Raw genomic sequence first — 22929 nt, 5'->3', positions numbered from 1 at the left:
TCGCCGGGCCTCCCCCCGCGCCCGGGCGGGGCCGCGCGTCGCAACGCGCCCGACATTCGTCCGTGGAATCGTGGGCGCATGACGCCGTCGCCACCGCCCGTCGACCCCGAGGTGCTGACCGCGGTCGCGCAGGGCACTCTGCACGACCCGCACGCCGTCCTCGGCCCGCACCTGCTCGACGCCCCGCCCTCCGGCCCTGCCGGCCCCGGCGCGTGGGCGGTCGTGCGCGTGCTGCGGCCGCTGGCGGACGAGGTCACGGTGGTGCTCGGGGAGGACGAGCACCCCGCGCGGCACGTCGCCGCGGGCGTGTGGCAGGCCGTCGTCCCGGCGGGCGCCGACGAGGACGGCGGGCGGCACGCCCCGGACTACCGGGTGCGCACCCGGTACGACGACGACGTGCAGACCGTCGACGACCCGTACCGCTTCCTGCCCACGCTCGGCGAGGTGGACCTGCACCTGATCGCCGAGGGCCGGCACGAGGAGCTGTGGCGGGTGCTCGGCGCCAACCGGCACCACTACCCGAGCGCGCTGGGCGACGTCGAGGGCACCGCGTTCGCCGTCTGGGCGCCGAACGCGCGCGGCGTGCGGCTCGTCGGCGACCACAACCGGTGGACCACGGTGCACCCCATGCGGTCGCTCGGCGTGAGCGGCGTCTGGGAGCTCTTCGTGCCCGGCGTGGGCGCGGGCACCCGGTACAAGTACGAGGTGCTCGGCGCCGACCGCGTCTGGCGGGCCAAGGCCGACCCCCTCGCGAAGGGCACGGAGGTGCCGCCCGCGACGGCGTCCGTCGTCGTCGACTCCGTGTACGAGTGGGGCGACGGGGCGTGGCTGGAGCGGCGCGCGGCGAGCGACCCGCACTCCGGCCCGGTGAGCGCCTACGAGGTGCACCTGGGCTCGTGGCGGCCCGGGCTGGGCTACCGGGAGCTCGCCGAGGAGCTCACCTCGTACGTGGTCGAGCAGGGCTTCACGCACGTCGAGCTGCTGCCCGTGGCGGAGCACCCGTTCGGCGGGTCGTGGGGCTACCAGGTGACCGGCTACTACGCGCCGACGGCGCGGTTCGGGCACCCGGACGACTTCCGGTACCTGGTGGACCGGCTGCACCAGGCGGGCGTCGGCGTCATCCTCGACTGGGTGCCGGGCCACTTCCCCCGCGACGAGTTCGCCCTCGCGCGGTTCGACGGCGCCCCCCTGTACGAGCACCCCGACCCGCGCCGCGGCGAGCAGCCCGACTGGGGCACGTACGTCTTCGACTTCGGCCGGCGCGAGGTGCGCAACTTTCTCGTCGCCAACGCGACCTACTGGTTCGAGGAGTTCCACGCCGACGGCCTGCGCGTCGACGCCGTCGCCTCGATGCTCTACCTCGACTACTCGCGCCAGCCCGGCGAGTGGGTCCCGAACTCCCGCGGCGGCCGGGAGAACCTCGAGGCGATCGCGTTCCTGCAGGAGGCGAACGCCACCGCGTACCGCCGCTCCCCCGGCGTCATGATGATCGCCGAGGAGTCCACCGCCTTCCCGGGGGTCACGCGCCCCACCGACGCGGGCGGCCTCGGCTTCGGGCTGAAGTGGAACATGGGCTGGATGAACGACGGGCTGCGCTACGTGGCGCACGACCCGATGTACCGGCGCTACCACCACCACGAGCTGACGTTCTCGCTGGTCTACGCGTTCTCGGAGCAGTACGTGCTGCCGGTCAGCCACGACGAGGTGGTGCACGGCAAGGGCTCGCTGCTCCGCCGCATGCCGGGCGACCGGTGGAAGCAGCTCGCCGGCGTGCGCGCCTTCCTCGCCTACCAGTGGACGCACCCGGGCAAGCAGCTGCTCTTCATGGGCCAGGAGTTCGCCCAGGACGCGGAGTGGGACGAGGGCTCCGGCCTCGACTGGTGGCACCTGGAGTCCCCCGGCCACGCCGGCGTGCAGCGCCTGGTGCGCGACCTCAACGCCCTCTACCGCACCACGCCCGCCCTGTGGGAGCGGGACTTCGACGCCGCCGGGTTCGAGTGGCTCGACGCCGACGACGCCGACCACGACACGCTCTCGTGGGTGCGCCGCGACGCCGCCGGAGACCCCGTGGTCGTGGTGGTGAACTTCGCCGGGGTGCCGCACGAGGGGTATCGCCTCGCGCTGCCGGACGGCGGCGCCTGGGACGAGGCCCTCAACACGGACGCCACCGACTACGGCGGCTCCGGCGTCGGCAACCTCGGGCAGGTGCACGCGCAGGAGGTCCCCTGGAAGGGCCGACGGCACTCCGTCACCCTGCGCGTGCCGCCCCTGGGCGCCCTGGTCCTGCGCCCCGCCGGCTGACCCGGGAACGCATCGAGCGTGCTGGCTTGATCCTCAAACGGCCCGTTCGAGGATCAAGCCAGCACGCTCGACGGCGGCCCCGGGGCGTCAGTACAGGCTGATCGCCAGGCGCTGGCGCGCCTTGACCACGCGCGGGTCGGTCGGGCCGACGATCTCGAAGTACTCCACCAGGCGCACGCGGAGCTTCTCCTTGGCGTCCGCGTCGGCGCCGGGCAGCAGCTCGAGCAGGCGGGCGAGGGCGTCCTCCACCTTGCCGCCGAGCATGTCCATGTCCGCGACCCCGAGCTGCGCGTCGACGTCGGCGGGGGCGTCGGCCGCGGCGGTGCGGGCGGCCTGCAGGTCCACGTCGCGGGTGCGCTGCAGCAGCCGCACCTGCGCGAGCCCGGCCACGGCCAGCGCGTCCTTCGGGTCCTGCTTGATCGCCTTCTCGTAGGCGGCGACCGCGGTGTCGAGGTCGTCGCGCTCGATCGCGTCGTACGCCTCCTGGTGCAGCGGCGGCAGCGGCTCCTCGGCCGGCTCCGCCTCGACCTCGGCGGGGGGCTCCCCCTCGCCGCCCTGGGCGGGGGCACGACCGGTGACGCCGTTCTGCTCCGCCGCGGCCAGCACCTGGTCGAGCACGCCGCGCACCTGCTCCTCGGGGGCCGCGCCCTGGAAGAGGGGCAGCGGCTGGCCCTGCAGCACCGCGACCACGGTGGGCACGCCCTGCACCTGGAACGCCGCCGCGACCTGCGGGTACGCCTGGGCGTCGAGGCGGCCGAGCAGGAACTTGCCCGCGTACTCCTCGGCCAGCCGGCCCAGCAGCTCGCCGAGCTCGGCGTTCGCCTTGTCGGTCGGGATCCACAGGAGCATGACGACCGGGTAGGTCGTCGAGTCCTGCACCACCTGCTGGAAGTTCGCGTCCGTGACGTCCAGCACGTAGCCGCCGGCGGACGGCGCGCCGCCGGGCTCCCCCGGGGGCGGCGACTGCGGGCGGTTCAGCGCCGACAGGTCGACGGCACCGCGCACGGCGAAGGTCGGGTCGGGCGTGGCGTTGGTCATGGGCGCCATCCTACGAGCGGTCCGTCAGTTCGAGGCCGCCGTGGCGACGTGCGAGTAGCCGAGCGGACGGATCTTCTCGTCCGAGTCCTTCGGCGGCACGTACAGGGCGACCATGTCGGTGTACTCGGTCTTCAGCTCGTTGGTCGGGTCGGCGTCGCCGAGCAGCGCCTTCTGGGTCTCCGAGAGCGCGGGCACCTTGGCGTCCTTCTCCGCCTCGACCGTGGTCTTGCCGTCGAGCACGCCCATGACGAGCGCGCCGCCGTCGACGGTGCGGACCGCGCGCACGTCGTCCTTGCGGGCCGCGAACTTCTTCGAGTACTTCGTGCCCGACTCCTCGAAGCCGTCGACGGACTTCCAGGCCTTCTCGTCCGCGGCGACCGCGGCGACCAGGTCGGCGTCGGGCAGCTCGAAGCCCTTCGCGAACGACGACTTCTTCGCACCGAGGGTGACGATGTCGGCGTACTGCGCGAGCGCGTCGGCCGGGGACGCGGCCAGCGAGTCGTCCTTCGCCGCGACGGCGTCCGAGCCGATGGCGGAGTCGGCGAAGTACGGCATCTCCTGGCCGGGGATGAGCTGCACCCAGGCCCACATCTTGTAGTTCTGCCGGGCGCCGGCCTGCTCGAAGGCGACCAGTCGCGGCGTCTCGAGCTTCTCGGTCGCCTTGGTGATCGAGAAGCTCGTGCGCGGCCAGCCCTCGGTGGTCGGGATGATCATCTGCTGCGAGCTGTCCGGGATGTCCGTGACGAACTCGGCGTTGTCCCGCGTCTTCGCCACGGCGAGCTGGCTCGAGCGCACCTCGTACGCCGGGCCGGTCACGCGTGCCTTGAGCGCCTTGCTGCTGAGCGCCTTGTCGGCCTTGCCGATCGTCGCGGCGACGGACGTGACGACGTGGGTGTCCTGGTCCTTCGTCAGCACCGGGCGGGTGTCGGCCGCGTCCGGCGCGGGCTGCGGGACGTCCTGGGCGCAGCCGGCGAGCAGCGCCGAGGACACGAGGAGGGCGCTCGCGACGGCGAGGCCACGGCGGGTGGTACGGCGGTTCATCGGTTCTCCCCGTCGGTGTCGGTCGGGCGCGCGTCGGCGTCGGAGGCCTGCCCGGCGCCGAAGCCCCAGGTGGCGCGCCAGGCCGCGGCACGGCCGGTGGGCGTGGACAGGTCGGGCCGGGGCTCGGCCTCGGCCTCGGCCGGTGCCGGCTGCTGCGGGCGCACGGCGGGGATCGAGCCGGTGATGGCGCGCAGCATGCGGGTCATGCCGCCGCCCTGCTCGGCGGCCCGGCGGGCCTCCTCCTGCGCGCGCAGCTCGCGGCGGGTCATGCGGAGGGCCCCGGTGGCGGTCGTGGGCTCGGCCGGGACCGGCTCGTGGGGCATCGGCTGCGCCGGGACGGGCGCGTGGGCCGTCGGCTCGGCGGCGACCGGGACGGGCACGGGACGCGCCTCGCCGGACGACGGCGCGGCGGGGGCGGCGTCCTCCGTCGCGGGCGCGGACTCGGTGAGGTCGTCGCGCTGCCGGCGACGGGAGCGGCGGAGCAGCCGGCCGGCGAGGGGCACCTCGGCGGTGCCCGCGGCCTCGCTCGTCGTGCCGTCCTCGGCCCCGTCCGCACGGTCCGCACCGTCCGCGTCCTCCGCGGCGGGCGCCTCGGGCGCCGGGGTCGGCCCCGCGGCGCCGAGGGCGCCAGGGCTCACCGGGGCGAACGGGCCGGCCGAGGGGCCGGCGAACGGGCCGTCGTCGTGCGAACCCTCGCTCGCCTCGTGCGCCGAGCCGATCTCGTCACGGTCCGCGCGCTGCGCACGGACGCGGCGTCCGCCGAGCACGAGGAGGAGCGCGCCGACCAGCACGAGCACGGCGCCCGCGATGACGCCCGGCCACAGGAACGGCGTGGCGACCGCGCGCGGCCACGTGAGCTCCAGCGTGGGCGCCTGCGCGCCCTCGCCGACGCCCGCCGCGAGCAGGGTCCAGCGGCCCGGGCGGTCGCTCCAGCGGAGCGTGACGCTGTTGTCGTCGGAGGCCTCGGCGACCCACATGTCGGAGCCGGCCGGGTCGGGACCCGTCGTCGGCGCCTCGTTGGTCTTCGCGTCCGCGTCGGCGGGCTCGCCCGCGGCGACGGACAGGTTCTCCCAGTCGCTCAGGCCGGTCACGCGCGAGTACGGGTCGTTGCCGACCCAGCCCGCGACGTCGACGTCCCGGCCGATCGCCAGGGTGACCTTCTGCCCCTCGGGGACGGAAGCACTGATGGTGACGTCGTCCCCGACCAGCCCGAGGACCCCGGGGTCGGTGACGACGAACGTGCCGTCGCCGGACGGCTTGGCCGTGGCGGCCACCGTGTCGGTGTCGCGCCAGACCGTGGCGGAGGCGACACCGAGCGCGGCAGCGGCCAGTCCGATGAGGACCAGGACGCCGCCCAGAATGCGTTGCAGCACCGAGCTTTCCCTTCGACGTGGACAGTCCAGCATAGGGACGGCGAGAACGGGTCCGTCCATGTCGGCCCCCTCGCGGAGGGCGGTTCACGAACCCTTCACGACTCGCGTACCTCGGCCGCGCCCCGGCTCCCGGTCGCCCCCACGACCCGAGGCGGCAGGCCCGAACCTGGCCTCCCCACGGCGAGATCGCCGTGTGAGAGGATGCCTGGCTCGTCCCGTTGGGCAAGTATGTCCCGAGTATCGGCGCCACGGTCGCACCACTATCCTGACGTGGCCGGGACACCCCACCACTTACGGAGGTCTGCACGTGTCCGACGAGCGCACGCTCTTTCCGATCACCATGCGCGGCTACGACCGCGCCCAGGTGGACGGTCACATCGCCCGACTCGAGCAGGCGCTGGAGGAGGCTCGCCGGAACGTCGAGAGCACCGACGCGCGCGCCATGCAGATCTCCTCGGAGCTCGCGCTCGCGCAGCGCCAGCTCCGGGAGAACGAGAAGCCGTCCTACGCCGGGCTCGGTTCCCGCGTCGAGCGCCTCCTGCGGTCCGCCGAGGAGCAGTCGACCGAGGTCCTCACCCAGGCCAACCAGCAGGCCGCCGACATCATGGCCCGCGCCAAGCTGTCCGCGGGCCAGGTGCGCTCGCGCGCCGAGTCCGAGGCGTCGGAGCTGCTCGGCAGCGCCCGCCGGGAGGCCGAGGAGATCCGGTCCACCACCGCCGCCGAGGCCGAGGGCACGCTGCTCGCCGCCCAGCGGCGCGCGGAGGAGCTGGTCGGCTCCGCCGAGCGCGAGGCCGCCCTCATCACCAGCACGCTCTCCGCGGAGGAGAGCGAACGCCGCGCCTCGCTCGAGCGTGAGATCGGCGTCCAGCGGTCCACCGCCGAGCGCGAGACCACCGAGCTGCGCGTCTCCGCCGAGCGCGACACCGCGCAGCAGCGCGCCTCGGCCGCGGCCGAGGCCGCCGCCCAGCGCGAGGAGGCCGACCGCGAGTCGTCCGACCTGCTCGAGCGCACCCGCCGCGAGGCCGCGCGCATCATCGCCGAGGCGAAGCACCAGGCCACCGAGGCGTCCGACGCCGTCACCACCGAGCTCGAGCAGCTGCGCGAGCAGGCCCGTGCCGCGCTCGCCGACGCCGAGCTGGAGATCGCGCAGCGCCGCGAGCAGGTCGAGCACGAGGCCGCCGCCCGGCACGAGACCGCGCGCCAGGAGACCGACCTCCTCGTCCGCGCGGCCGAGGAGCACGCCGCCGAGGCCGAGCAGCGCGTCGCCCTCGCGCTGCAGCAGGCGGAGAAGGTCCGCGCCGAGTCCGACGCCTACGTCAAGGCGCTCGTCGCGGACGGCCGCCGCACCGCGGACGGCATCGTCGCCGAGGCGCGCGAGTTCTCCGAGACGATGGTGAACGACGCCCGCGTCGAGTCGGAGACGCACCGCGCCACCGCGTCCCGGCAGCTCGAGGACCTCACCCGCCGGCACGACTCGATCAACTCCTACCTCGAGGAGCTGCGCGGGCTGCTGGGCGCGGAGAAGAAGTCCGACAAGGGCCAGTCCCCGGCGACGACGCAGGCCCCGGTCGACGTGCCGCCGGCCCCCGTCGCCACCGTCTCCGCCCCGGAGCCGGTCGCCGAGGAGCAGGCCACGGCCCCGCAGGAGCCGGCGGCCGAGACCGCCGGGAGCAGCACCGCCGAGGCCGGGTCGACCGGGGGCAAGGCACCCCGGACCAAGGCCGCCAAGGCCAAGGCCTCGACGACCGAGGAGCCGGCCGCCGACGACGCGGACGCCGAGCCGGAGGCCGCGGCCGCCTCGAAGGCCTGACGCCCCCGCACGCACGACGAGGGCCGGTCACCCACCCGGGTGGCCGGCCCTCGTCGTGCCCGCCCGCGCCGTGCGCGGGCGCCGCTCAGGCGCCCGGCGCGGGCCGGTACTGCCAGGGCCAGCGGGGTGGGTTGGTGCGCTCCGACACGCGACGGTGCAGCAGGTCCAGCGCGGCCGCGACCGTGGCCGGGTCCTCGACCGCGCTCATGTGGCCGGTGGCGGGCACCACGGTGAGCGCGCCGTCGCGCGCCGCGTGCACCATGTGCTCGGCCTCGACGAGCGGGGTCACCTGGTCCTCGGCGCCGACCACCACTGAGACGGGACCGTCGAAGGTGCGCAGCACGTCGGTGCGGTCGGGGCGGGCCGCCATCGCCCGCTGCGCCCAGGCGACGCCGGACGGCGACTGCGACCGGATCCACGACTCCAGCAGCGGGAAGAGGTGGCGGCGCTTCTCCGTGCTCGTCGACCCCAGCAGCGAGCCGGGCATGCTGAGCACCGGGTCGAGCGTCTGGCCCTCGGTCACGGCGGCGGCGATCCGCAGGCGGTTGGCCCGCGCGGCGTCGAGGTCGGCCGTCGACTTGGTGTCGACGAGGCCGAGCCCCACCACGAAGCCGGGGTGCCGCTCGGCCAGGGCCAGCGCGACGTAGCCGCCCATCGACAGGCCGACGACGACCGCGTTCCCCTCGCCCTGCTCCCGCATCGTGCGGTGCACGGCGTCGGCGACCTCCTCGAGCCGCGGGGGGATGCCCCCGAGGTCGGAGTGCCCCTGGCCGGGTAGGTCCACGCCGATGGCGCGCACCCCTTCGGGCAGGGCCTCGGCCGTCGCCGCCCACATCCGGTGGTCGAGCGGGAAGCCGTGCAGCAGCAGGAGCGGCGTGCCTGCCCCGTCGCGGAGCGCGTACGTCGCCAGGAGCGCGGAGGTGGTGGTCATCGTCGACTCCTCGTCATCGCCATGTCATCCGGGAACCTCGTGCGGGTGCCGTCAGCGCGGCACCGTCTCCGCCTGCCGCACCTCGCCGTCGTAGTGCGTGGGCAGCGGCGCATGGCCGGGCAGCACCTGCCCGACGATCTCGTCGAGCACCCGGCGCACCGCCGGCTCCCCGACCCACAGGTGCTTCGCGCCGTCGACGCCGATCACCTCGGCCTGCGGCACGCGCGCGAACCGGCGCCGCGCCTCCTCCGGCTGCAGGTAGTCGTCGTGCTCCGGGACGAGGACCACCAGCGGGCGCCCGAAGGCGGCCCAGCGGTCCAGGTCGTCGTCCGTGGCCCGGTGCAGCGGCGGGGACAGGAGGATCGCGCCCTCGACGCTCGGGTCCGTGCCGTGCCTGAGCACCAGCTCGGTGCCGAACGACCAGCCGACGAGCCAGGGCCGCGGCAGCTCGCGGAACTCGGCGAGCTCGATCGCCGCGGCGACGTCGAACCGCTCCGCGTCACCGCCGTCGAACGCGCCCTCGGACGTGCCGCGGGGCGACGACGTCCCGCGCGTGTTGAACCGCAGCACCGCGAGGTCGGCGAGGGCCGGGAGGCGCCAGGCCGCCTTGCGGTAGACGTGCGAGTCCATGTACCCGCCGTGCGTGGGCAGGGGGTGGAAGGTCAGCAGGCTCGCGACCGGGTCACGGTCGGCCGGGAGGGCCAGCTCGCCGACGAGCGTCAGCCCGTCCGCGGTGTGCAGGTCGACGTCCTCGCGCCGTGCCGGGAGCATCGTCAGCGAGCGGATCTGGTGGCCGGTGGGCGGGCCGGCGGGCATGTCGTTCATCACGGCCCAGCGTAGTTCCGCCGGGCGTTCCCGGCCGGTCCGCGGGGGACGCGGGCCCCGCGCTCAGCGCAGCCGCGCGCGACGCTCCCAGCACGACGAGTGCCAGTGCCGGCGGTCCTCCAGGCCGGCGCTCTCGCCGCCGACGACGTCACGCTGCCACGCCACCACGTGCGGCGTGCCCGCCGGGATCTCCTGCCGGCACGCGGGGCAGCGGTACGCCTTGTCGCCCCCGCGCAGCCGCCGCACGGTCCACTCGCCGTCCGCCGCGCTCTCCCGCCGCACGCCGCCGAGCGCACGGTCGAGGTCGAGCGGCGGGGGCGTGGCGCCCCACGGGCGCTTGCGGGACGGGCGGCTGGACGGCATGCCACCCATTGTCGCCCGGGCGGCGCGCCGGCCGGGCGGTGCCCCGCGGGAGCCTGGACGGGGCGGTCAGGTGAGGCCGTTACAGTGGCCCGGTTCGTCCCCGCCGACCGAAGGACACTCCGTGAAGCTCCGCACGTCCGCCGCCGCAGCCGCGCTGGCGCTGGCCACGGCCCTGACGCTGACCGCCTGCGCCGACGACTCCGGCGACTCCGCCTCGCCGTCCGCGTCCGCGTCGTCGTCGCCTGCGACCGAGGCGCCGACGCCCACCAAGGAGGACGTCGCCGCCCTCGAGGCCGTGAAGGTCGAGGGCGACGCCGGCAAGGAGCCGAAGGTCACCTTCAAGTCCCCGCTCGAGGTCTCCGTGCCGACCACCCGCGTCATCGACGAGGGCAAGGGCGCCGAGGTGACCGAGGGCACGCAGGTCACGATCGACTTCGTGGGCTACCTCGGCTCCGACGGCACGAGCCAGGGCTCGACCTGGCAGCAGAAGCAGCCGGCCACCTTCATCCTCGGCGACCAGAGCTACGGCGTGCTCACCGAGCCGCTCACCGGCCAGAAGGTCGGCGCGCGCGTCCTCGTCGCGTTCCCGACGCAGGACCAGCAGGGCAACGCCGTCACCGCCGTCAACCTCGTCGAGATCACCGACGCGAAGAAGATCCCGACCCGCGCCGAGGGCGAGGCCGTGAAGCCGGCCGCCGGCCTGCCGACCGTGACGCTCGACGACTCCGGCAAGCCGTCCGTGAAGATCCCCGACGGCTACAAGGCCCCGAAGGACCTCGTGGCGCAGACCCTCATCAAGGGCGACGGCGCGAAGGTCAAGAAGACCCAGACCGTCACGGCGCACTACACGGGCTGGACGCTGGACGGCGAGCAGTTCGACTCGTCGTGGGACCGCGGCGCCCCCACCTCGTTCTCGCTGCAGCAGGTCATCAAGGGCTGGACCGACGGCCTCGCCGGGCAGACCGTCGGCAGCCAGGTGCTGCTGGTGATCCCCGCCGAGCAGGCCTACGGCGCCAACCCGCCGCAGGGCAGCAACATCAAGGCCGACTCGCCGCTGGTCTTCGTCGTGGACATCCTCGCGGCGCAGTGACGCCCGAGCGCGGAGCGTGACGTCTCGCACGTCGCGACCACGTCGGCGCAGGTCAGCAGCACCAGGACGGCGGGTCCCCGGTCACGGGGGCCCGCCGTCGCGCGTACCCTCGGTTGCCATGACCTCACCGTCCCCCGAGCCGCCCGCCGGCGCCGCGCCGGCGCCCGAGCGCGAGGTGCTCACCTGGACCCTGCTGCCCGTCGCCATCCGCGAGCTGGCCGAGCGTGTCGTCGCGAGCGGGTTCCGGCCCGACGTCGTCGTCGCGGTCGCGCGCGGCGGCCTCGTGCCCGGCGGCGCGATGGCGTACGCGCTGGGCACCAAGGGGGTGGGCACGCTGAACGTCGAGTTCTACACCGACATCGGCAAGACCCTCGACGACCCGCGCGTGCTGCCGCCCCTCATGGACACCTCCGAGCTGCCCGGCTCCAAGGTGCTCGTCGTGGACGACGTCGCCGACTCCGGCCGCACCCTCGCGCTGGTCATGGACATGCTCGCGAAGCAGGGCGCCGAGGCCCGGTCCGTGGTGCTGTACACCAAGCCGCGCACGATCATCCAGCCGGACTACTCGTGGCGCGACACCGACCTGTGGATCACGTTCCCGTGGTCCGCCGACCCGCCCGTCACCGGCGCGCACTCGGCCGACGTCTGAGCCACCTCACGCCGCGCGCGCGAACAGCGCCCGCGCCCGGTCGACCACGAGGTCCGGTCGCTCGTCGACCATGAAGTGCGACACCCCGGGGAGCACGTCGACGACCAGGTCGTCGGCGTGCTCCTCGTGCCCGCCCAGCAGCGCCGGGTCGCCGAGGATGTCGTTCTCGCCGAGCAGGGCGTCGGTCGGCGTGGTCAGGTGCCGGTCGCGATAGGCGCCGCGCAGCACGGCCCACAGCTCGCGCCGGACGAAGTCACGGCAGAGCGCTGACCCGGCCCGCGCGCGTGCGGGCTGCCGCAGCGGCGCGAGGTAGGCCTCGACGTCGGCGTCCGTCATCACGGGCGAGTCGCTGCCGTACTCCTGGAGCAGGTGCCGCGGCAGCCGCTGGCGGCCCCGCGCCAGGGCGCGCGGCCCGGTCAGCCGCGAGGCGATGACCACCTGGAACCAGGTGTGCCGCAGCATGAGCAGCAGCCGCGGGTCGAACCGCAGCCACAGGTGGGGCACGCCCATGCTCAGCAGCGTCGCGGCCCGGTCGGGGTGCTCGAGGCAGAGACGGAAGCCCACCAGCGCGCCCCAGTCGTGCGCCACGACGTGCGCCCGCTCGATGCCCAGCGCGTCGAGCAGGCCGACGACGTCGGCCAGGAGCCGGTCGCCGGTGTAGCCGTCCGGGGGCGCGTCGGTCCAGCCGAACCCCCGCAGGTCGGGGCACACGACCCGATGGTCGACGGCGAGCGGTCCGACGACGCCGCGCCACTCCCACCAGTGCTCCGGGAAGCCGTGGAGCAGCAGCACCGGGTCACCGGCGCCCTGCTCGACGACGTGCATCACGAGCCCGTCGACGTCCACCCACCGATGGGTGACGCCGGCGAGCTCGGGCATCGGCACCCCGGCCGACGTCGCGGCCCGCGTCGAGGCGGCCCGCCCTTCGCCCACCACGTTCTCGTCCATCCCTCGACGCTACTACGTTCGTAGTGCGGTGTCACTACATCCGTAGTGATGGGAGTAGGGTGCCGTCGTGACCACCGCCCTCCCGCCCCGACGTCGCGCGCTCGACGCGGCCGTGGACCTGCTCGGCACCGAGGGGCTGCGCGCCCTGACTCACGGGCGGGTCGACGAGCGCGCCGGCCTCCCCCGTGGCTCGACGTCGAACTACTTCCGCACCCGCGCAGCCCTGCTGGCCGGAGTCTCCGACGACCTCGCCGCCCGCGACCTGGCCGGCCTGTCCGGCGCGCCGGAGCCCCGGTCGGCGGCCGCCTTCGTCGACATGCTGTGCGCCGGCTTCGCGCAGGCGACCGGTCCGGACCGCGCAGCCACGACCGCCCGCCTCGTCCTCTTCCTCGAGGCGAGCCACGACCCCGACCTGCGCGGGCGCGTCGACCGGGGGCGGGAGGCGCTCATCGACTGGGGCGAGCGGACGGCCGCCCGGCTCGGCGCGACCGACGCTCGTGCGGCGATGATCGCCGTCGCCGGCACCTACGAAGGGCTGCTGCTGCACGCGATCGCCCGCCACGACCCGACGGACCCGCGCCCGGCGCTCGCGCTCGTCGTCGACGCGACGCTGGGGCCCGAGGCGGTCCGGGCCTCTCCGAGGTAGCGCGAAGGGGCGGGCCGCGATGGCTGCGGCCCGCCCCTTCGGTCTACCTCGGCTGTGCTCCGACGACGTCAGGACCGGTCAGAAGTCCCAGTCGTCGTCCTCGGTGGCCACGGCCTTGCCGATGACGTACGACGAGCCCGACCCGGAGAAGAAGTCGTGGTTCTCGTCCGCGTTCGGGGACAGCGCGGCGAGGATGGCCGGGTTCACGGCCGTGTCCTCCTTGGGGAACAGCGCCTCGTAGCCCAGGTTCATGAGGGCCTTGTTGGCGTTGTAGCGCAGGAACGCCTTGACGTCCTCGGTGAGGCCGAGCTCGCCGTACAGGGCGTCGGTGTACTCGACCTCGTTCTCGTACAGCTCGAAGAGCAGCTCGAACGTGTACGCCTTGAGCTCGTCCTGCCGGGTCTGGCTGACCTGCGCCAGGCCCTTCTGGTACTTGTAGCCGATGTAGTACCCGTGCACGGCCTCGTCGCGGATGATGAGGCGGATGAGGTCGGCCGTGTTCGTCAGCTTGGCGCGGCTGGACCAGTACATCGGCGCGTAGAAGCCGGAGTAGAACAGGAACGACTCGAGCATCGTCGAGGCGACCTTGCGCTTCAGCGGGTCGTCTCCGCGGTAGTAGTCGAGGACGATCTCCGCCTTGCGCTGGAGGTTCGCGTTCTCCTCCGACCAGGCGAAGGCGTCGTCGATCTCCCGCGTGGAGATCAGCGTCGAGAAGATCGACGAGTAGCTCTTGGCGTGCACCGACTCCATGAACGCGATGTTGGTGTACACCGCCTCCTCGTGCGGGGTCAGCGCGTCCGGGATCAGCGACACGGCGCCGACGGTGCCCTGGATCGTGTCCAGCAGCGTGAGGCCGGTGAACACGCGGGTCGTCATGAGCCGCTCCGCGTCGGTGAGCGTGTGCCACGACTGGATGTCGTTGGACACCGGCACCTTCTCCGGCAGCCAGAAGTTGCCGACCAGGCGGTCCCAGACCTCGAGGTCCTTCTCGTCCTGCAGCCGGTTCCAGTTGATCGCGGTCACGCGATCGATGAGCTTGAGCTTCCCCGTGGGCGCCATCTTTGTCTCTTCCCCGAATTCCCGATAGTTGCTCGACGCGGTCACAGCATGCAGCTGACGCAGCCCTCGATCTCCGTGCCCTCGAGGGCCATCTGACGGAGACGGATGTAGTACAGCGTCTTGATCCCCTTGCGCCAGGCGTAGATCTGCGCCCGGTTGACGTCGCGCGTGGTCACCGTGTCGGGGAAGAACAGCGTCAGCGACAGGCCCTGGTCCACGTGCTGCGTGGCCGCGGCGTAGGTGTCGATGATCTTCTCGTAGCCGATCTCGTACGCGTCCTGGTAGTAGTCCAGGTTGTCGTTCGTCATGTACGGCGCCGGGTAGTACACGCGACCGAGCTTGCCCTCCTTGCGGATCTCGATCTTGGCGGGCACGGGGTGGATCGACGACGTCGAGTTGTTGATGTAGCTGATCGACCCGGTGGGCGGCACGGCCTGCAGGTTCTGGTTGTAGATGCCGTGCGCCATGACCGAGGCCTTGAGCGCGCGCCAGTCGTCCTGCGTCGGGATCGCGACGCCGGCCTCCGCGAAGAGCTGCGCGACGCGCTCGGTCGCGGGCTTCCACTCGCCGTCGGTGTACTTGTCGAAGTACTCGCCGGTGGCGTACTTGGAGTCCTCGAACCCGCCGAACGCCTTGCCGCGCTCGATCGCGAGGCGGTTGGACGCCGCGATCGCGTGGTAGGCGACCGTGTAGAAGTACAGGTTCGTGAAGTCGACGCCCTCGTCGGAGCCGTAGTAGATCCGCTCGCGGGCGAGGTAGCCGTGCAGGTTCATCTGGCCGAGGCCGATGGCGTGCCCGAGGTCGTTCGCGCGGCGGATCGACGGGACCGAGTCGATGCTCGTCTGGTCGGAGACGGCGGTCAGCGCGCGGATCGCGGTGTCGATCGTCTTGGCGAAGTCCGGCGAGTCCATCGTCTTCGCGATGTTCAGCGAGCCGAGGTTGCAGGAGATGTCGCGGCCGACGTGGTCGTAGGACAGGTCCTCGTGGAACGTCGACGGCGTCGAGACCTGCAGGATCTCCGAGCAGAGGTTCGAGTGGGTGATGCGGCCCTTGATCGGGTTCGCCTTGTTCACCGTGTCCTCGAACATCACGTACGGGTACCCGGACTCGAACTGCAGCTCCGCGATCGTCTGGAAGAAGTCGCGGGCCTTGATCGTGGTCTTCGTGATGCGGTCGTCGGCGACGAGCTCGTCGTACTTCTCCGAGATGGAGACGTCCGCGAAGGGCTTGCCGTAGACGCGCTCGACGTCGTACGGGCTGAACAGGTGCATGTCCGCGTTCGTCTTCGCCAGCTCGAACGTGATGTCCGGGATGACGACGCCCAGCGAGAGGGTCTTGATGCGGATCTTCTCGTCCGCGTTCTCCCGCTTGGTGTCGAGGAACCGCATGATGTCCGGGTGGTGCGCGTGCAGGTACACGGCGCCGGCGCCCTGGCGCGCGCCCAGCTGGTTGGCGTACGAGAACGAGTCCTCGAGCAGCTTCATCACGGGGATGACGCCGGACGACTGGTTCTGGATGTGCTTGATCGGCGCGCCGTGCTCGCGGATGTTGCTCAGCAGCAGGGCCACGCCGCCGCCGCGCTTGGACAGCTGCAGGGCGGAGTTGATGCCGCGCGCGATGGACTCCATGTTGTCCTCGATGCGCAGCAGGAAGCAGGACACGGGCTCGCCGCGCTGCGCCTTGCCCACGTTGAGGAACGTCGGCGTCGCGGGCTGGAAGCGGCCCGACACGACCTCCTCGACGACGTCGCGCGCGACCTGCTCGTCGCCGTCGGCCAGCCCGAGGGCGACCATCGAGACGCGGTCCTCGAAGCGCTCGAGGTACTTCTTCCCGTCGAACGTCTTCAGCGTGTACGACGTGTAGTACTTGAACGCGCCGAGGAACGACTCGAACTGGAAGTCCTTCGAGTACGCGAGCCGGAACAGCTCCTTGACGAAGGTGCGCGAGTACTTCTCGAGGACCGCCGGGTCGTAGTACTTGTTCTCGATCAGGTAGTCGAGCTTCGCGTCGAGCGTCTCGAACTGGATCGTGTTCGGCAGCACGTGCTGCTCGAAGTAGGCGGTGGTGGCCTCGCGGTCCTTCTCGAACTGGATCTGGCCGTCCGCGCCGTACAGGTTCAGCATCGCGTTGAGCGCGTGGTAGTCCAGCTGCACGCCCTGCAGCGGCACCGGGGTGGCCCCCGCGACCTCGGGGGTCGTCGTCGAGCTCACGCCGAGATCAGTGACTGTCGTTGCCAAAATCGTCCCAATCCGTCACGGACGCGCGCGGCGTCCTCAGCCGTCCCCAGGAGTTCGAAGGCGTACAGGTAGGGCACCTGGCACTTCGCGGAGATGATGTCGCCGGCGATGCAGTAGGCAGCGCCGAAGTTGGTGTTCCCCGCGGCGATGACGCCGCGGACGAGCGACCGGTTGTGCGGGTCGTTGAGGAACTCGCGCACGCGCCGTGGCACGGCGCCGCCCTCGTTGCCCCCGCCGTAGGTCGGGACCATGAGCACGTACGGCTCGGTCACCGTGAGAAAGCCGTCCTGCTTGCGCACCGGGATCCGGTGCACGGACATGCCGAGCTCCTCGAGCGCGAGGCGCTGGACGAACCGGTGGGTGTTCTCCGACACGCTGGAGAAATAGACGAGAGAACTCATGCTCAGCCTCCCCCCGGATGCTGCTACCAGACCGACGCGCTGCGTCACCGAAGACGCACGGCGCCCCGGGTCGGGTTCGAAGCCCGGGGCGCCGGCCGTGTGTGGGGTGGGCGGTCGCGACCCGCGCGACCCGCCCGTGCCGATCTCGGCGTCAGGCCGTGACGGCCTGCTGCGCCGCGACCGCGGCGATCTGGTCGGGGCGGAAGCCCGACCAGTGGGTGTCGCCGGCGACGACGACCGGGGCCTGCAGGTAGCCGAGCCCGCGCACCATCTCGAGCGCCTCGGCGTCCTGGGTGATGTCGACCACCGAGTACTCGACGCCCTTGCGGTCGAGGGCGCGGTAGGTCGCGTCGCACTGCACGCAGGCCGGCTTGCTGTAGACCGTGATGCTCATGTGTCTCTCCCTCTCTGCGCTCCCCTCCCGGGGGGCTTGGTCCGACCCGCGCGGTGGCCCTGCGAGCCGGTCCCAGGTGGGCCCGAGAGGGGCCGGACCAGGGATGACGCCCGTGGAACTACGCCGGTGTGCTTTGTTCGAAGAGCCGTGGGCCCCGCGTGCTTCAAACACTACACCTAGTGGTCGGGGCGCGCGCGGGACCGACATCTAGTGGTTGACATCCGTGTCATTCATCGAACGCCCTTCGCCTGCCGACCCTGACAACAGCCTCCCACGGGCCTCTGACACGGTCCGTCCACAGGCTCCCCGGGGCTCCGTCCCCACCACCCGGAGGCGTCCGCCCGCAGGACCGTGCGGTTCGCGTCCGGATGTCCACAGGCGGTGGGCGACGGGTGTCCACAGCATGTGCGCGACCGGGATCGACCCCGCGCCCGGGCCCGGGCACCCCGCCCGCCCGGTCGACCGCCGGCCACCCTCCGGACAGAACGGACATTCGACGCCCCCGAACGCGAGGAAAACTCGTCGAGATCATCGGCGTGTCGTGCCCGGTGGTGTGTCGCACAGGCGACGGGAGGGGTCACCCGAGCCCGGGGGCCTCGCCTCCGGTCGCGTCGCCGGTCACGTCGCCGGTCGCGTCGCTGGTCGCGTCGACGACCGGCTGCCAGCCGCGCGGGTCGAGGCCGCCCGGCACCGCGGTGGCGGGGTCGTAGGGCGCGCGGGTGAGGTGGAACGTGCCGACGTCGAGCGCCTCGGCGGACGCGCCGGGCGCCACGGCACGCACCCGCTCCCCCAGCCAGTAGCCGCCCTCGACGCCCACCCAGCCGCCGTCGTCCGTGCGGCCGAACACCGTGCTGCGGCCGCCGTCGGAGCTCAGCTCCAGGCGACCGTCACCGCGCGCGGCGAGCGTGTACGCCATCGGGCCCCAGTACCAGGTGCCGGTCAGCGCGAGCACGCCCCGGTCCGCGGCGTCCCCCACGCCCTTCGCGGGCGGGAGCGGCGGCGCGTCGGCCAGCAGCTCCTCGAGGAAGGACGCGTCGCCGAACCCCGCGGTCGAGCTGCCGCACACGGCCCAGGCCTCCCCCGTGGTGGGGTCGGCCCGCAGCGTGGCCGTGAACCCCGGCACCGAGCCGCCGTGGCCGACGGTCCGGCGGCCCGCCCCCGCACCCGCGTGGTGCACCGAGACGCCGAGCCCCCAGGCGGCGGTGAACGGCTGCCCGTCGTCGTCGACCACCGCGCGCGGCGTCGTCATCCGGCGCCGCCACTCGCGCGACAGGACCCCGGCGGCCGCCGCGTCGTCCGTCCCCGCACCCACCAGCCACGACCCGAACCGCACCAGGTCCGACGGCGTGGACCACACCTCGCCGGCCGGGCCGAGCACGCCGTAGGAGGCCACGGGCTCGCGCAGGACGGCGTCGGCGTGCGGGTGCACCGCGTAGCCGACCGCCGCCGCGCCGACCGGCGTCCGACCGGTGCCGGTCAGGCCGAGGGGCGCCCAGACCTCGTCGCGGAGCACGTCGTCCCACGGCCTTCCGTGGGCCTGCTCGAGCAGCCGCCCGAGCACGGCGTAGCCCACGTTGGAGTAGTGGAACCGCTCGCCCGGGTCGCGCTGCGGCTCGACCCCGGAGGCGACCAGCTCGTCCCACGTGCCGGCGCCGTGCCGCTCCCACCACGGCCCGGGCGGCTCCGCCGGCAGGCCCGCGGTGTGCGTGAGCAGGTGGGCGACGGTGGCGTCGGGGGCCGGGGCGTCCGGCAGGTGCCGGCCCACCGTGTCGTGGAGGCCCAGCCGACCCTCCGCGACCAGGCGCAGCACCGCCACCGCCGTCATCGGCTTGCTGATCGACCCGATGCGGAACGCCGTGCCCGCGTCGGCGGCCGCCCACCCCGCGGTGCCGGTCCACACGACCTCCCCGCCGCGGCCCACCGCGGCGGACAGCGCCGGCACCCGCCGCTCGCGGCACCTGGAGCGCAGCGCGTCGTCGAACCGGGCGGGAAGGTCGGGCGGGAGCGGCACGGCAGCGGTCATGCCCGCACGCTAGTGCCCCCGCCGGGCGTGCGTCAGGGGGCGACGGCGTCGACCGGGGGCAGCTCGCCGGTGGTGGCCAGCCGGCGGTACCAGTGCGCCGAGTCCTTCCACGTGCGCTCCCCGGTCGGGTAGTCCACGTGCAGGATGCCGAAGCGCCGGGAGTAGCCGTAGCCCCACTCGAAGTTGTCCATGAGCGACCAGGCGAAGTACCCGCGCACGTCAGCGCCCGCGTCGCGCGCGGCGCCGAGGGCCTCGACGTGGTCGTGGAGGTAGGCCACGCGGCGGTCGTCGTGCACGCGCCGCGCCCCGCCGTCGTCCACGAGCTCGTCGTCGAAGGCCGCGCCGTTCTCGGTGACCGCGAGCGGCACGTCGGGATAGGTGCGGTGCAGCCCGACCAGCAGGTCGGTCAGCCCCGACGGCTCGATGTTCCAGCCCATCGCCGTGTACGGGCCGGGCTGCTGGACGAACTCGACGTCCGTGACGCCGATCCACGGGCTGTGCGACGACGCGCCGTGCCCGTCGTTCTCCACGCGCTCGCCGTCGCCGGCGAAGCGCCGCACGGTGACGGTGGAGTAGTAGTTGACGCCCAGCACGTCGAGGGGCTGCCGGATCTGCTCGAGGTCGCCGTCGAGCACGAACGACCAGTCGGACACGTCGGCGGTGTCGGCGAGGAGGTCGGCCGGGTACGCGCCGTCGAGCAGGGGGCCGAGGAACGCGCGGTTGGCGAGCGCGTCGATCGTGCGGACCGCGCCGGCGTCGGCGGCCGAGGCCGGGTCGGCCGGGCGGATCGCGTGCAGGTTCAGCGTGATCGAGACCTGCGCGCCGGGCAGCACCTCGCGGATCGCGCGGGCCGCCAGGCCGTGGGCGAGGTTGAGGTGGTGGACGGCCGCGAGCGCCGCCTCCGGCTCGGTGCGGCCGGGGGCGTGCACGCCCGAGCCGTAGCCGAGGTAGGCCGAGCACCACGGCTCGTTGAGCGTGGTCCAGGCCTCGACGAGGTCGCCGAGCTCGGTCGCCATGTGCCGGGCGTACGCGGCGAACGCCGCCGACGTCTCCCGGTTCGCCCAGCCGCCCGCGTCCTCGAGCTCCTGCGGCAGGTCCCAGTGGTAGAGGGTGACGAAGGGGCGGATCCCCCGCTCGCGCAGGGCCTCCAGGAGACGGCGGTAGAAGGCGACGCCCTCGGGGTTGAGGGGGCCGGTGCCGCCCGGCTGCACGCGGGGCCAGGAGATCGACAGGCGGTAGGCGCCGACGCCGAGCCGGTCGAGGTGGTCCACGTCCTCGGCCCAGCGGTGGTAGTGGTCGCACGCGACGTCGCCGGTGTCGCCGCCCAGGGTGCGGCCCGGGGTGTGGGAGTAGGTGTCCCAGATCGACGGGCCGCGGCCGCCCTCGGCGGCAGCGCCCTCGATCTGGTAGGCCGCGGTGGCGGTGCCCCACAGGAAGTCGGCGGGGAAGGAACGCGTGGTCACAGGGTGATCCTCAGCTCTCCGGGTCCGGTGGTGGTGGCGACGCGCCCGTCGGCCCGGACGCTCCAGTCGCCGGGGGCGTCGTCGGTGGTCACGACGACCTCGTCGCCGGCGCGCCGGACGCGGAACCGCGCCGCCTCGCCGTCGGGCCCGCCGGTCGGGACGGGGGTCACGGCGTCGTAGCCGTCGGGCAGCGCGACGAGCCGCAGCTCGACGCCCTCCGCCCACGCGTAGTCGGGCCGGTCGGTGCGCGCGCCGACCGGCAGCACGGTGCCGGGCCGCACCAGGACGGGCAGCGAGTCGAGGCCGTGGGTCTCGGTGACCCAGCGCGGCCCGGTCACCGTCTCGGCGTGCCCGCCGTCCGCGCCGTCGACCAGCCGGGTCCACGTGCCCTCGGGCACGTAGTACTCCACGGTGCCGTCCGCGGTGAACACGGGGGCCACGAGCAGCGCGTCGCCCAGCATGTACTGCATGTCCACGCCGTAGGTGCCGCGGTCGGCCGGGAACTCCAGCACCATCGGCCGCATGATCGGCGTGCCGGCGGCGTGCGCCTGCTCCCCCGCGCGGGCGAGGTACGGCATGAGCGACATCTTGAGGTGCGTGAACCGGCGCGCGACGTCCACGGCCTCCTCGTCGAAGGCCCACGGCACGCGGTACGACGACGAGCCGTGGAACCGCGAGTGGCTGGACAGCAGGCCGAAGGCGAGCCACCGCTTGAACACCGAGGCGTCGGGCGTGCCCTCGAAGCCGCCGATGTCGTGGCTCCAGTACCCGAAGCCCGACAGCGCGAGGGAGAGCCCGCCGCGCAGGGACTCGGCCATGGACGCGTAGGTGGAGTCGCAGTCCCCGCCCCAGTGCACGGGGAACTGCTGGCCGCCCGCGGTGGCGGAGCGCGCGAAGACGACGGCGTCGCCGCGCCCGCGGCGCCGCTCGAGCAGGCGGAAGACCGCCTCGTTGTAGAGCTCCGCGTAGTAGTTGTGCATCTTGCGCGGGTCCGAGCCGTCGTGCCAGACCACGCCGTCAGTCGGGATGCGCTCGCCGAAGTCGGTCTTGAAGCAGTCCACGCCCTGGTCGAGGAGCCGCTCCAGGTGGCCCAGGTACCAGGCCGTCGCCTCGGGGTTGGTGAAGTCGACCAGCGCCATGCCGGCCTGCCACAGGTCCCACTGCCAGACGCCGCCGTCCGCGGTGCGCAGCAGGTAGCCGCGGGCGCGCCCCTCCTCGAACAGCGGCGACCGCTGGCCGATGTACGGGTTGATCCAGACGCTCACCCTGAGGCCGCGCTCGTGCAGGCGCGCGAGCATGCCCTCCGGGTCGGGGAAGACGCGCGGGTCCCACTCGAAGTCGCACCACTGGTACTCGCGCATCCAGAAGCAGTCGAAGTGGAAGACGCTCAGCGGCAGGCCCCGCTCGGCCATCCCGTCGACGAAGCTCGTGACCGTGGCCTCGTCGTAGTCGGTGGTGAACGACGTCGACAGCCAGGTGCCGAACGACCAGGCCGGCACGCGCGCGGGCCGGCCGGTGAGCCCGGTGTACCGGCGCAGCACGTCCTTGGGCGTCGGGCCGGCGATGACGTAGTACTCCAGCGCCTGGCCCTCCACGGAGAGCTGGACGCGGGTGTTCACCTCCGACGCGACCTCGAGCGACACCCGCTCGGGGTGGGCGACGAAGACGCCGTACCCCTTGCTGGTCACGTAGAGCGGCACGTTCTTGTACGCCTGCTCGCTGGAGGTGCCGCCGTCCTCGTTCCAGACGTCGACCGACTGACCGTTCTTGACGAATGGACCGAACCGCTCCCCCAGCCCGTAGACGTGCTCGCCCGGGTCGAGGGTGAGCTGCTCGTGCACCCAGGCGCCGGCCTCGGGCCCCGCCGTCGCGGTCATCGCGCCCACCGACTTGGGCAGGCTCGACGTGAGCACCCGGCCGTCGTGCTCGAAGTCGACGTGCCAGCCGTCGCCGCGGTGCACGCGGACCGACAGCCCGCCGGTCTCGAGCACGCCGGTCGTCTCGTCGACCTTCACCACGGGCCGGAACCCCGGCTCGGGCGTGACCGCGAACTCCGGCCCGCGGTGCGCGGCCCCGGCGAAGTGCTCCACGCGGACCTTGACGACGCCGGGCGCGGGCGAGGTGTAGGTGACGGTCAGCATCGGCCGGTTGAGGGTGTCCCCCCGCCGGGCGACGTGCGCGGTGGGCGCGTAGACGGTCATGCTGCCGGTGGCCTCGTCGACGCGGACGTCGTCGACCTCGACCGCGTACAGCGGCTCGATGCCGCGGCGGGTCTTCCAGTAGCCGTCGGTGAACTTCATCAGGGGTGCACCTACTCCGTGCTGTCGGATTCGATGA

The 22929-nt window shown here is 73.4% G+C and carries 19 protein-coding genes; 5 read left to right on the top strand and 14 right to left on the bottom strand.

Going from position 1 to position 22929, the window contains the following annotated elements:
- Positions 1 to 78: 78 nt before the first annotated feature.
- A complete protein-coding gene (gene glgB / locus ACFU9A_RS21230; RefSeq protein ID WP_430577286.1) occupies positions 79 to 2301 on the top strand; it encodes a 1,4-alpha-glucan branching protein GlgB in 2223 nt (740 codons plus the stop codon).
- Positions 2302 to 2388: 87 nt separating this feature from the next.
- Here the strand turns inward: glgB and ACFU9A_RS21225 are convergent, their stop codons facing one another.
- From ACFU9A_RS21225 to ACFU9A_RS21215, 3 genes are read right to left on the bottom strand one after another with little or no spacing between them, the layout of a single operon-like run.
- Positions 2389 to 3339: a co-chaperone YbbN gene (locus ACFU9A_RS21225; RefSeq protein WP_430577285.1), complete on the bottom strand. Its 951-nt coding sequence runs from the start codon at positions 3337 to 3339 to the stop codon at positions 2389 to 2391.
- 24 nt (positions 3340 to 3363) lie between these two features.
- On the bottom strand, positions 3364 to 4380 hold the full coding sequence (locus ACFU9A_RS21220; protein WP_430577284.1) for a hypothetical protein: 1017 nt from the start codon (positions 4378 to 4380) through the stop codon (positions 3364 to 3366).
- Positions 4377 to 5753: a hypothetical protein gene (locus ACFU9A_RS21215; protein WP_430577283.1), complete on the bottom strand. Its 1377-nt coding sequence runs from the start codon at positions 5751 to 5753 to the stop codon at positions 4377 to 4379. The genes ACFU9A_RS21220 and ACFU9A_RS21215 overlap by 4 nt, the downstream gene beginning before the upstream one ends.
- A 307-nt stretch (positions 5754 to 6060) precedes the next feature.
- Between ACFU9A_RS21215 and ACFU9A_RS21210 the strand changes: the two genes are divergently transcribed.
- Positions 6061 to 7563, top strand: a complete 1503-nt coding sequence (locus tag ACFU9A_RS21210) for a hypothetical protein (RefSeq protein ID WP_430577282.1) — start codon at positions 6061 to 6063, stop codon at positions 7561 to 7563.
- An 85-nt stretch (positions 7564 to 7648) separates the two neighbouring features.
- Here the strand turns inward: ACFU9A_RS21210 and ACFU9A_RS21205 are convergent, their stop codons facing one another.
- From ACFU9A_RS21205 to ACFU9A_RS21195, 3 genes are all read right to left on the bottom strand, one after another.
- Positions 7649 to 8494 (bottom strand): alpha/beta fold hydrolase, encoded by an 846-nt coding sequence (locus ACFU9A_RS21205; RefSeq protein ID WP_430577281.1) that lies wholly within the window; start codon positions 8492 to 8494, stop codon positions 7649 to 7651.
- Between the two features lie 51 nt (positions 8495 to 8545).
- Positions 8546 to 9319: an alpha/beta hydrolase gene (locus ACFU9A_RS21200; RefSeq protein ID WP_430577280.1), complete on the bottom strand. Its 774-nt coding sequence runs from the start codon at positions 9317 to 9319 to the stop codon at positions 8546 to 8548.
- Positions 9320 to 9382: 63 nt separating this feature from the next.
- The gene (locus ACFU9A_RS21195; RefSeq protein WP_380315724.1) at positions 9383 to 9682 is read right to left on the bottom strand and encodes a hypothetical protein; all 300 of its coding nucleotides are present in this window, start codon (positions 9680 to 9682) and stop codon (positions 9383 to 9385) included.
- A gap of 121 nt (positions 9683 to 9803) precedes the next feature.
- On the opposite strand from ACFU9A_RS21195, the gene ACFU9A_RS21190 reads away from it, so the two are divergent.
- Positions 9804 to 10772 carry an FKBP-type peptidyl-prolyl cis-trans isomerase gene (locus tag ACFU9A_RS21190; RefSeq protein WP_430577279.1) on the top strand — a complete coding sequence of 323 codons (969 nt, stop codon included), beginning with the start codon at positions 9804 to 9806 and terminating at the stop codon, positions 10770 to 10772.
- Positions 10773 to 10890: 118 nt separating this feature from the next.
- Entirely contained in the window at positions 10891 to 11421 is a 531-nt protein-coding gene (locus tag ACFU9A_RS21185; RefSeq protein ID WP_430577278.1) for a phosphoribosyltransferase, read from the top strand.
- A 6-nt stretch (positions 11422 to 11427) separates the two neighbouring features.
- Here the strand turns inward: ACFU9A_RS21185 and ACFU9A_RS21180 are convergent, their stop codons facing one another.
- On the bottom strand, positions 11428 to 12369 hold the full coding sequence (locus ACFU9A_RS21180; protein WP_430577277.1) for an alpha/beta fold hydrolase: 942 nt from the start codon (positions 12367 to 12369) through the stop codon (positions 11428 to 11430).
- A gap of 67 nt (positions 12370 to 12436) precedes the next feature.
- Here ACFU9A_RS21180 and ACFU9A_RS21175 point away from each other — a divergent pair, with 67 nt between their 5' ends.
- Positions 12437 to 13015, top strand: a complete 579-nt coding sequence (locus ACFU9A_RS21175; protein ID WP_430577276.1) for a TetR/AcrR family transcriptional regulator — start codon at positions 12437 to 12439, stop codon at positions 13013 to 13015.
- A gap of 78 nt (positions 13016 to 13093) precedes the next feature.
- Here the strand turns inward: ACFU9A_RS21175 and nrdF are convergent, their stop codons facing one another.
- The 7 genes from nrdF to yicI all read right to left on the bottom strand — a co-directional run bounded on the left by nrdF (position 13094) and on the right by yicI (position 22892).
- Positions 13094 to 14074 carry a class 1b ribonucleoside-diphosphate reductase subunit beta gene (gene nrdF, locus ACFU9A_RS21170; RefSeq protein WP_430577275.1) on the bottom strand — a complete coding sequence of 327 codons (981 nt, stop codon included), beginning with the start codon at positions 14072 to 14074 and terminating at the stop codon, positions 13094 to 13096.
- A gap of 41 nt (positions 14075 to 14115) precedes the next feature.
- Complete coding sequence (gene nrdE, locus ACFU9A_RS21165; protein ID WP_430577274.1) at positions 14116 to 16311, bottom strand: class 1b ribonucleoside-diphosphate reductase subunit alpha; 2196 nt, start codon at positions 16309 to 16311, stop codon at positions 14116 to 14118.
- The gene (gene nrdI / locus ACFU9A_RS21160) at positions 16281 to 16712 is read right to left on the bottom strand and encodes a class Ib ribonucleoside-diphosphate reductase assembly flavoprotein NrdI (protein WP_430577273.1); all 432 of its coding nucleotides are present in this window, start codon (positions 16710 to 16712) and stop codon (positions 16281 to 16283) included. The genes nrdE and nrdI overlap by 31 nt, the downstream gene beginning before the upstream one ends.
- A 151-nt stretch (positions 16713 to 16863) precedes the next feature.
- Positions 16864 to 17106, bottom strand: a complete 243-nt coding sequence (gene nrdH, locus ACFU9A_RS21155) for a glutaredoxin-like protein NrdH (RefSeq protein WP_380322479.1) — start codon at positions 17104 to 17106, stop codon at positions 16864 to 16866.
- 577 nt (positions 17107 to 17683) lie between these two features.
- Positions 17684 to 19129 (bottom strand): serine hydrolase domain-containing protein, encoded by a 1446-nt coding sequence (locus ACFU9A_RS21150; protein ID WP_430577272.1) that lies wholly within the window; start codon positions 19127 to 19129, stop codon positions 17684 to 17686.
- Positions 19130 to 19161: 32 nt separating this feature from the next.
- On the bottom strand, positions 19162 to 20592 hold the full coding sequence (locus ACFU9A_RS21145; RefSeq protein WP_430577271.1) for a GH1 family beta-glucosidase: 1431 nt from the start codon (positions 20590 to 20592) through the stop codon (positions 19162 to 19164).
- Complete coding sequence (yicI, locus tag ACFU9A_RS21140) at positions 20589 to 22892, bottom strand: alpha-xylosidase (protein WP_430577270.1); 2304 nt, start codon at positions 22890 to 22892, stop codon at positions 20589 to 20591. The genes ACFU9A_RS21145 and yicI overlap by 4 nt, the downstream gene beginning before the upstream one ends.
- Positions 22893 to 22929: the final 37 nt, after the last annotated feature.

The sequence above is a fragment of the Isoptericola sp. NPDC057653 genome (assembly GCF_042799955.1).
In the GTDB taxonomy this organism is placed as follows: Bacteria; Actinomycetota; Actinomycetes; order Actinomycetales; family Cellulomonadaceae; genus Isoptericola.
This window is presented reverse-complemented; position numbering and strand designations above follow the sequence as displayed.

Bases quoted from the DNA above. Each gene is read 5' to 3' on its own strand.
- glgB (WP_430577286.1), top strand. From the start codon at position 79: ATGACGCCGTCGCCACCGCCCGTCGACCCCGAGGTGCTGACCGCGGTC.
- ACFU9A_RS21225 (WP_430577285.1), bottom strand. From the start codon at position 3,339: ATGACCAACGCCACGCCCGACCCGACCTTCGCCGTGCGCGGTGCCGTC.
- ACFU9A_RS21220 (WP_430577284.1), bottom strand. From the start codon at position 4,380: ATGAACCGCCGTACCACCCGCCGTGGCCTCGCCGTCGCGAGCGCCCTC.
- ACFU9A_RS21205 (WP_430577281.1), bottom strand. From the start codon at position 8,494: ATGACCACCACCTCCGCGCTCCTGGCGACGTACGCGCTCCGCGACGGG.
- ACFU9A_RS21200 (WP_430577280.1), bottom strand. From the start codon at position 9,319: ATGAACGACATGCCCGCCGGCCCGCCCACCGGCCACCAGATCCGCTCG.
- ACFU9A_RS21195 (WP_380315724.1), bottom strand. From the start codon at position 9,682: ATGCCGTCCAGCCGCCCGTCCCGCAAGCGCCCGTGGGGCGCCACGCCC.
- ACFU9A_RS21185 (WP_430577278.1), top strand. From the start codon at position 10,891: ATGACCTCACCGTCCCCCGAGCCGCCCGCCGGCGCCGCGCCGGCGCCC.
- ACFU9A_RS21180 (WP_430577277.1), bottom strand. From the start codon at position 12,369: ATGGACGAGAACGTGGTGGGCGAAGGGCGGGCCGCCTCGACGCGGGCC.
- nrdF (WP_430577275.1), bottom strand. From the start codon at position 14,074: ATGGCGCCCACGGGGAAGCTCAAGCTCATCGATCGCGTGACCGCGATC.
- nrdI (WP_430577273.1), bottom strand. From the start codon at position 16,712: ATGAGTTCTCTCGTCTATTTCTCCAGCGTGTCGGAGAACACCCACCGG.
- nrdH (WP_380322479.1), bottom strand. From the start codon at position 17,106: ATGAGCATCACGGTCTACAGCAAGCCGGCCTGCGTGCAGTGCGACGCG.
- ACFU9A_RS21150 (WP_430577272.1), bottom strand. From the start codon at position 19,129: ATGACCGCTGCCGTGCCGCTCCCGCCCGACCTTCCCGCCCGGTTCGAC.
- yicI (WP_430577270.1), bottom strand. From the start codon at position 22,892: ATGAAGTTCACCGACGGCTACTGGAAGACCCGCCGCGGCATCGAGCCG.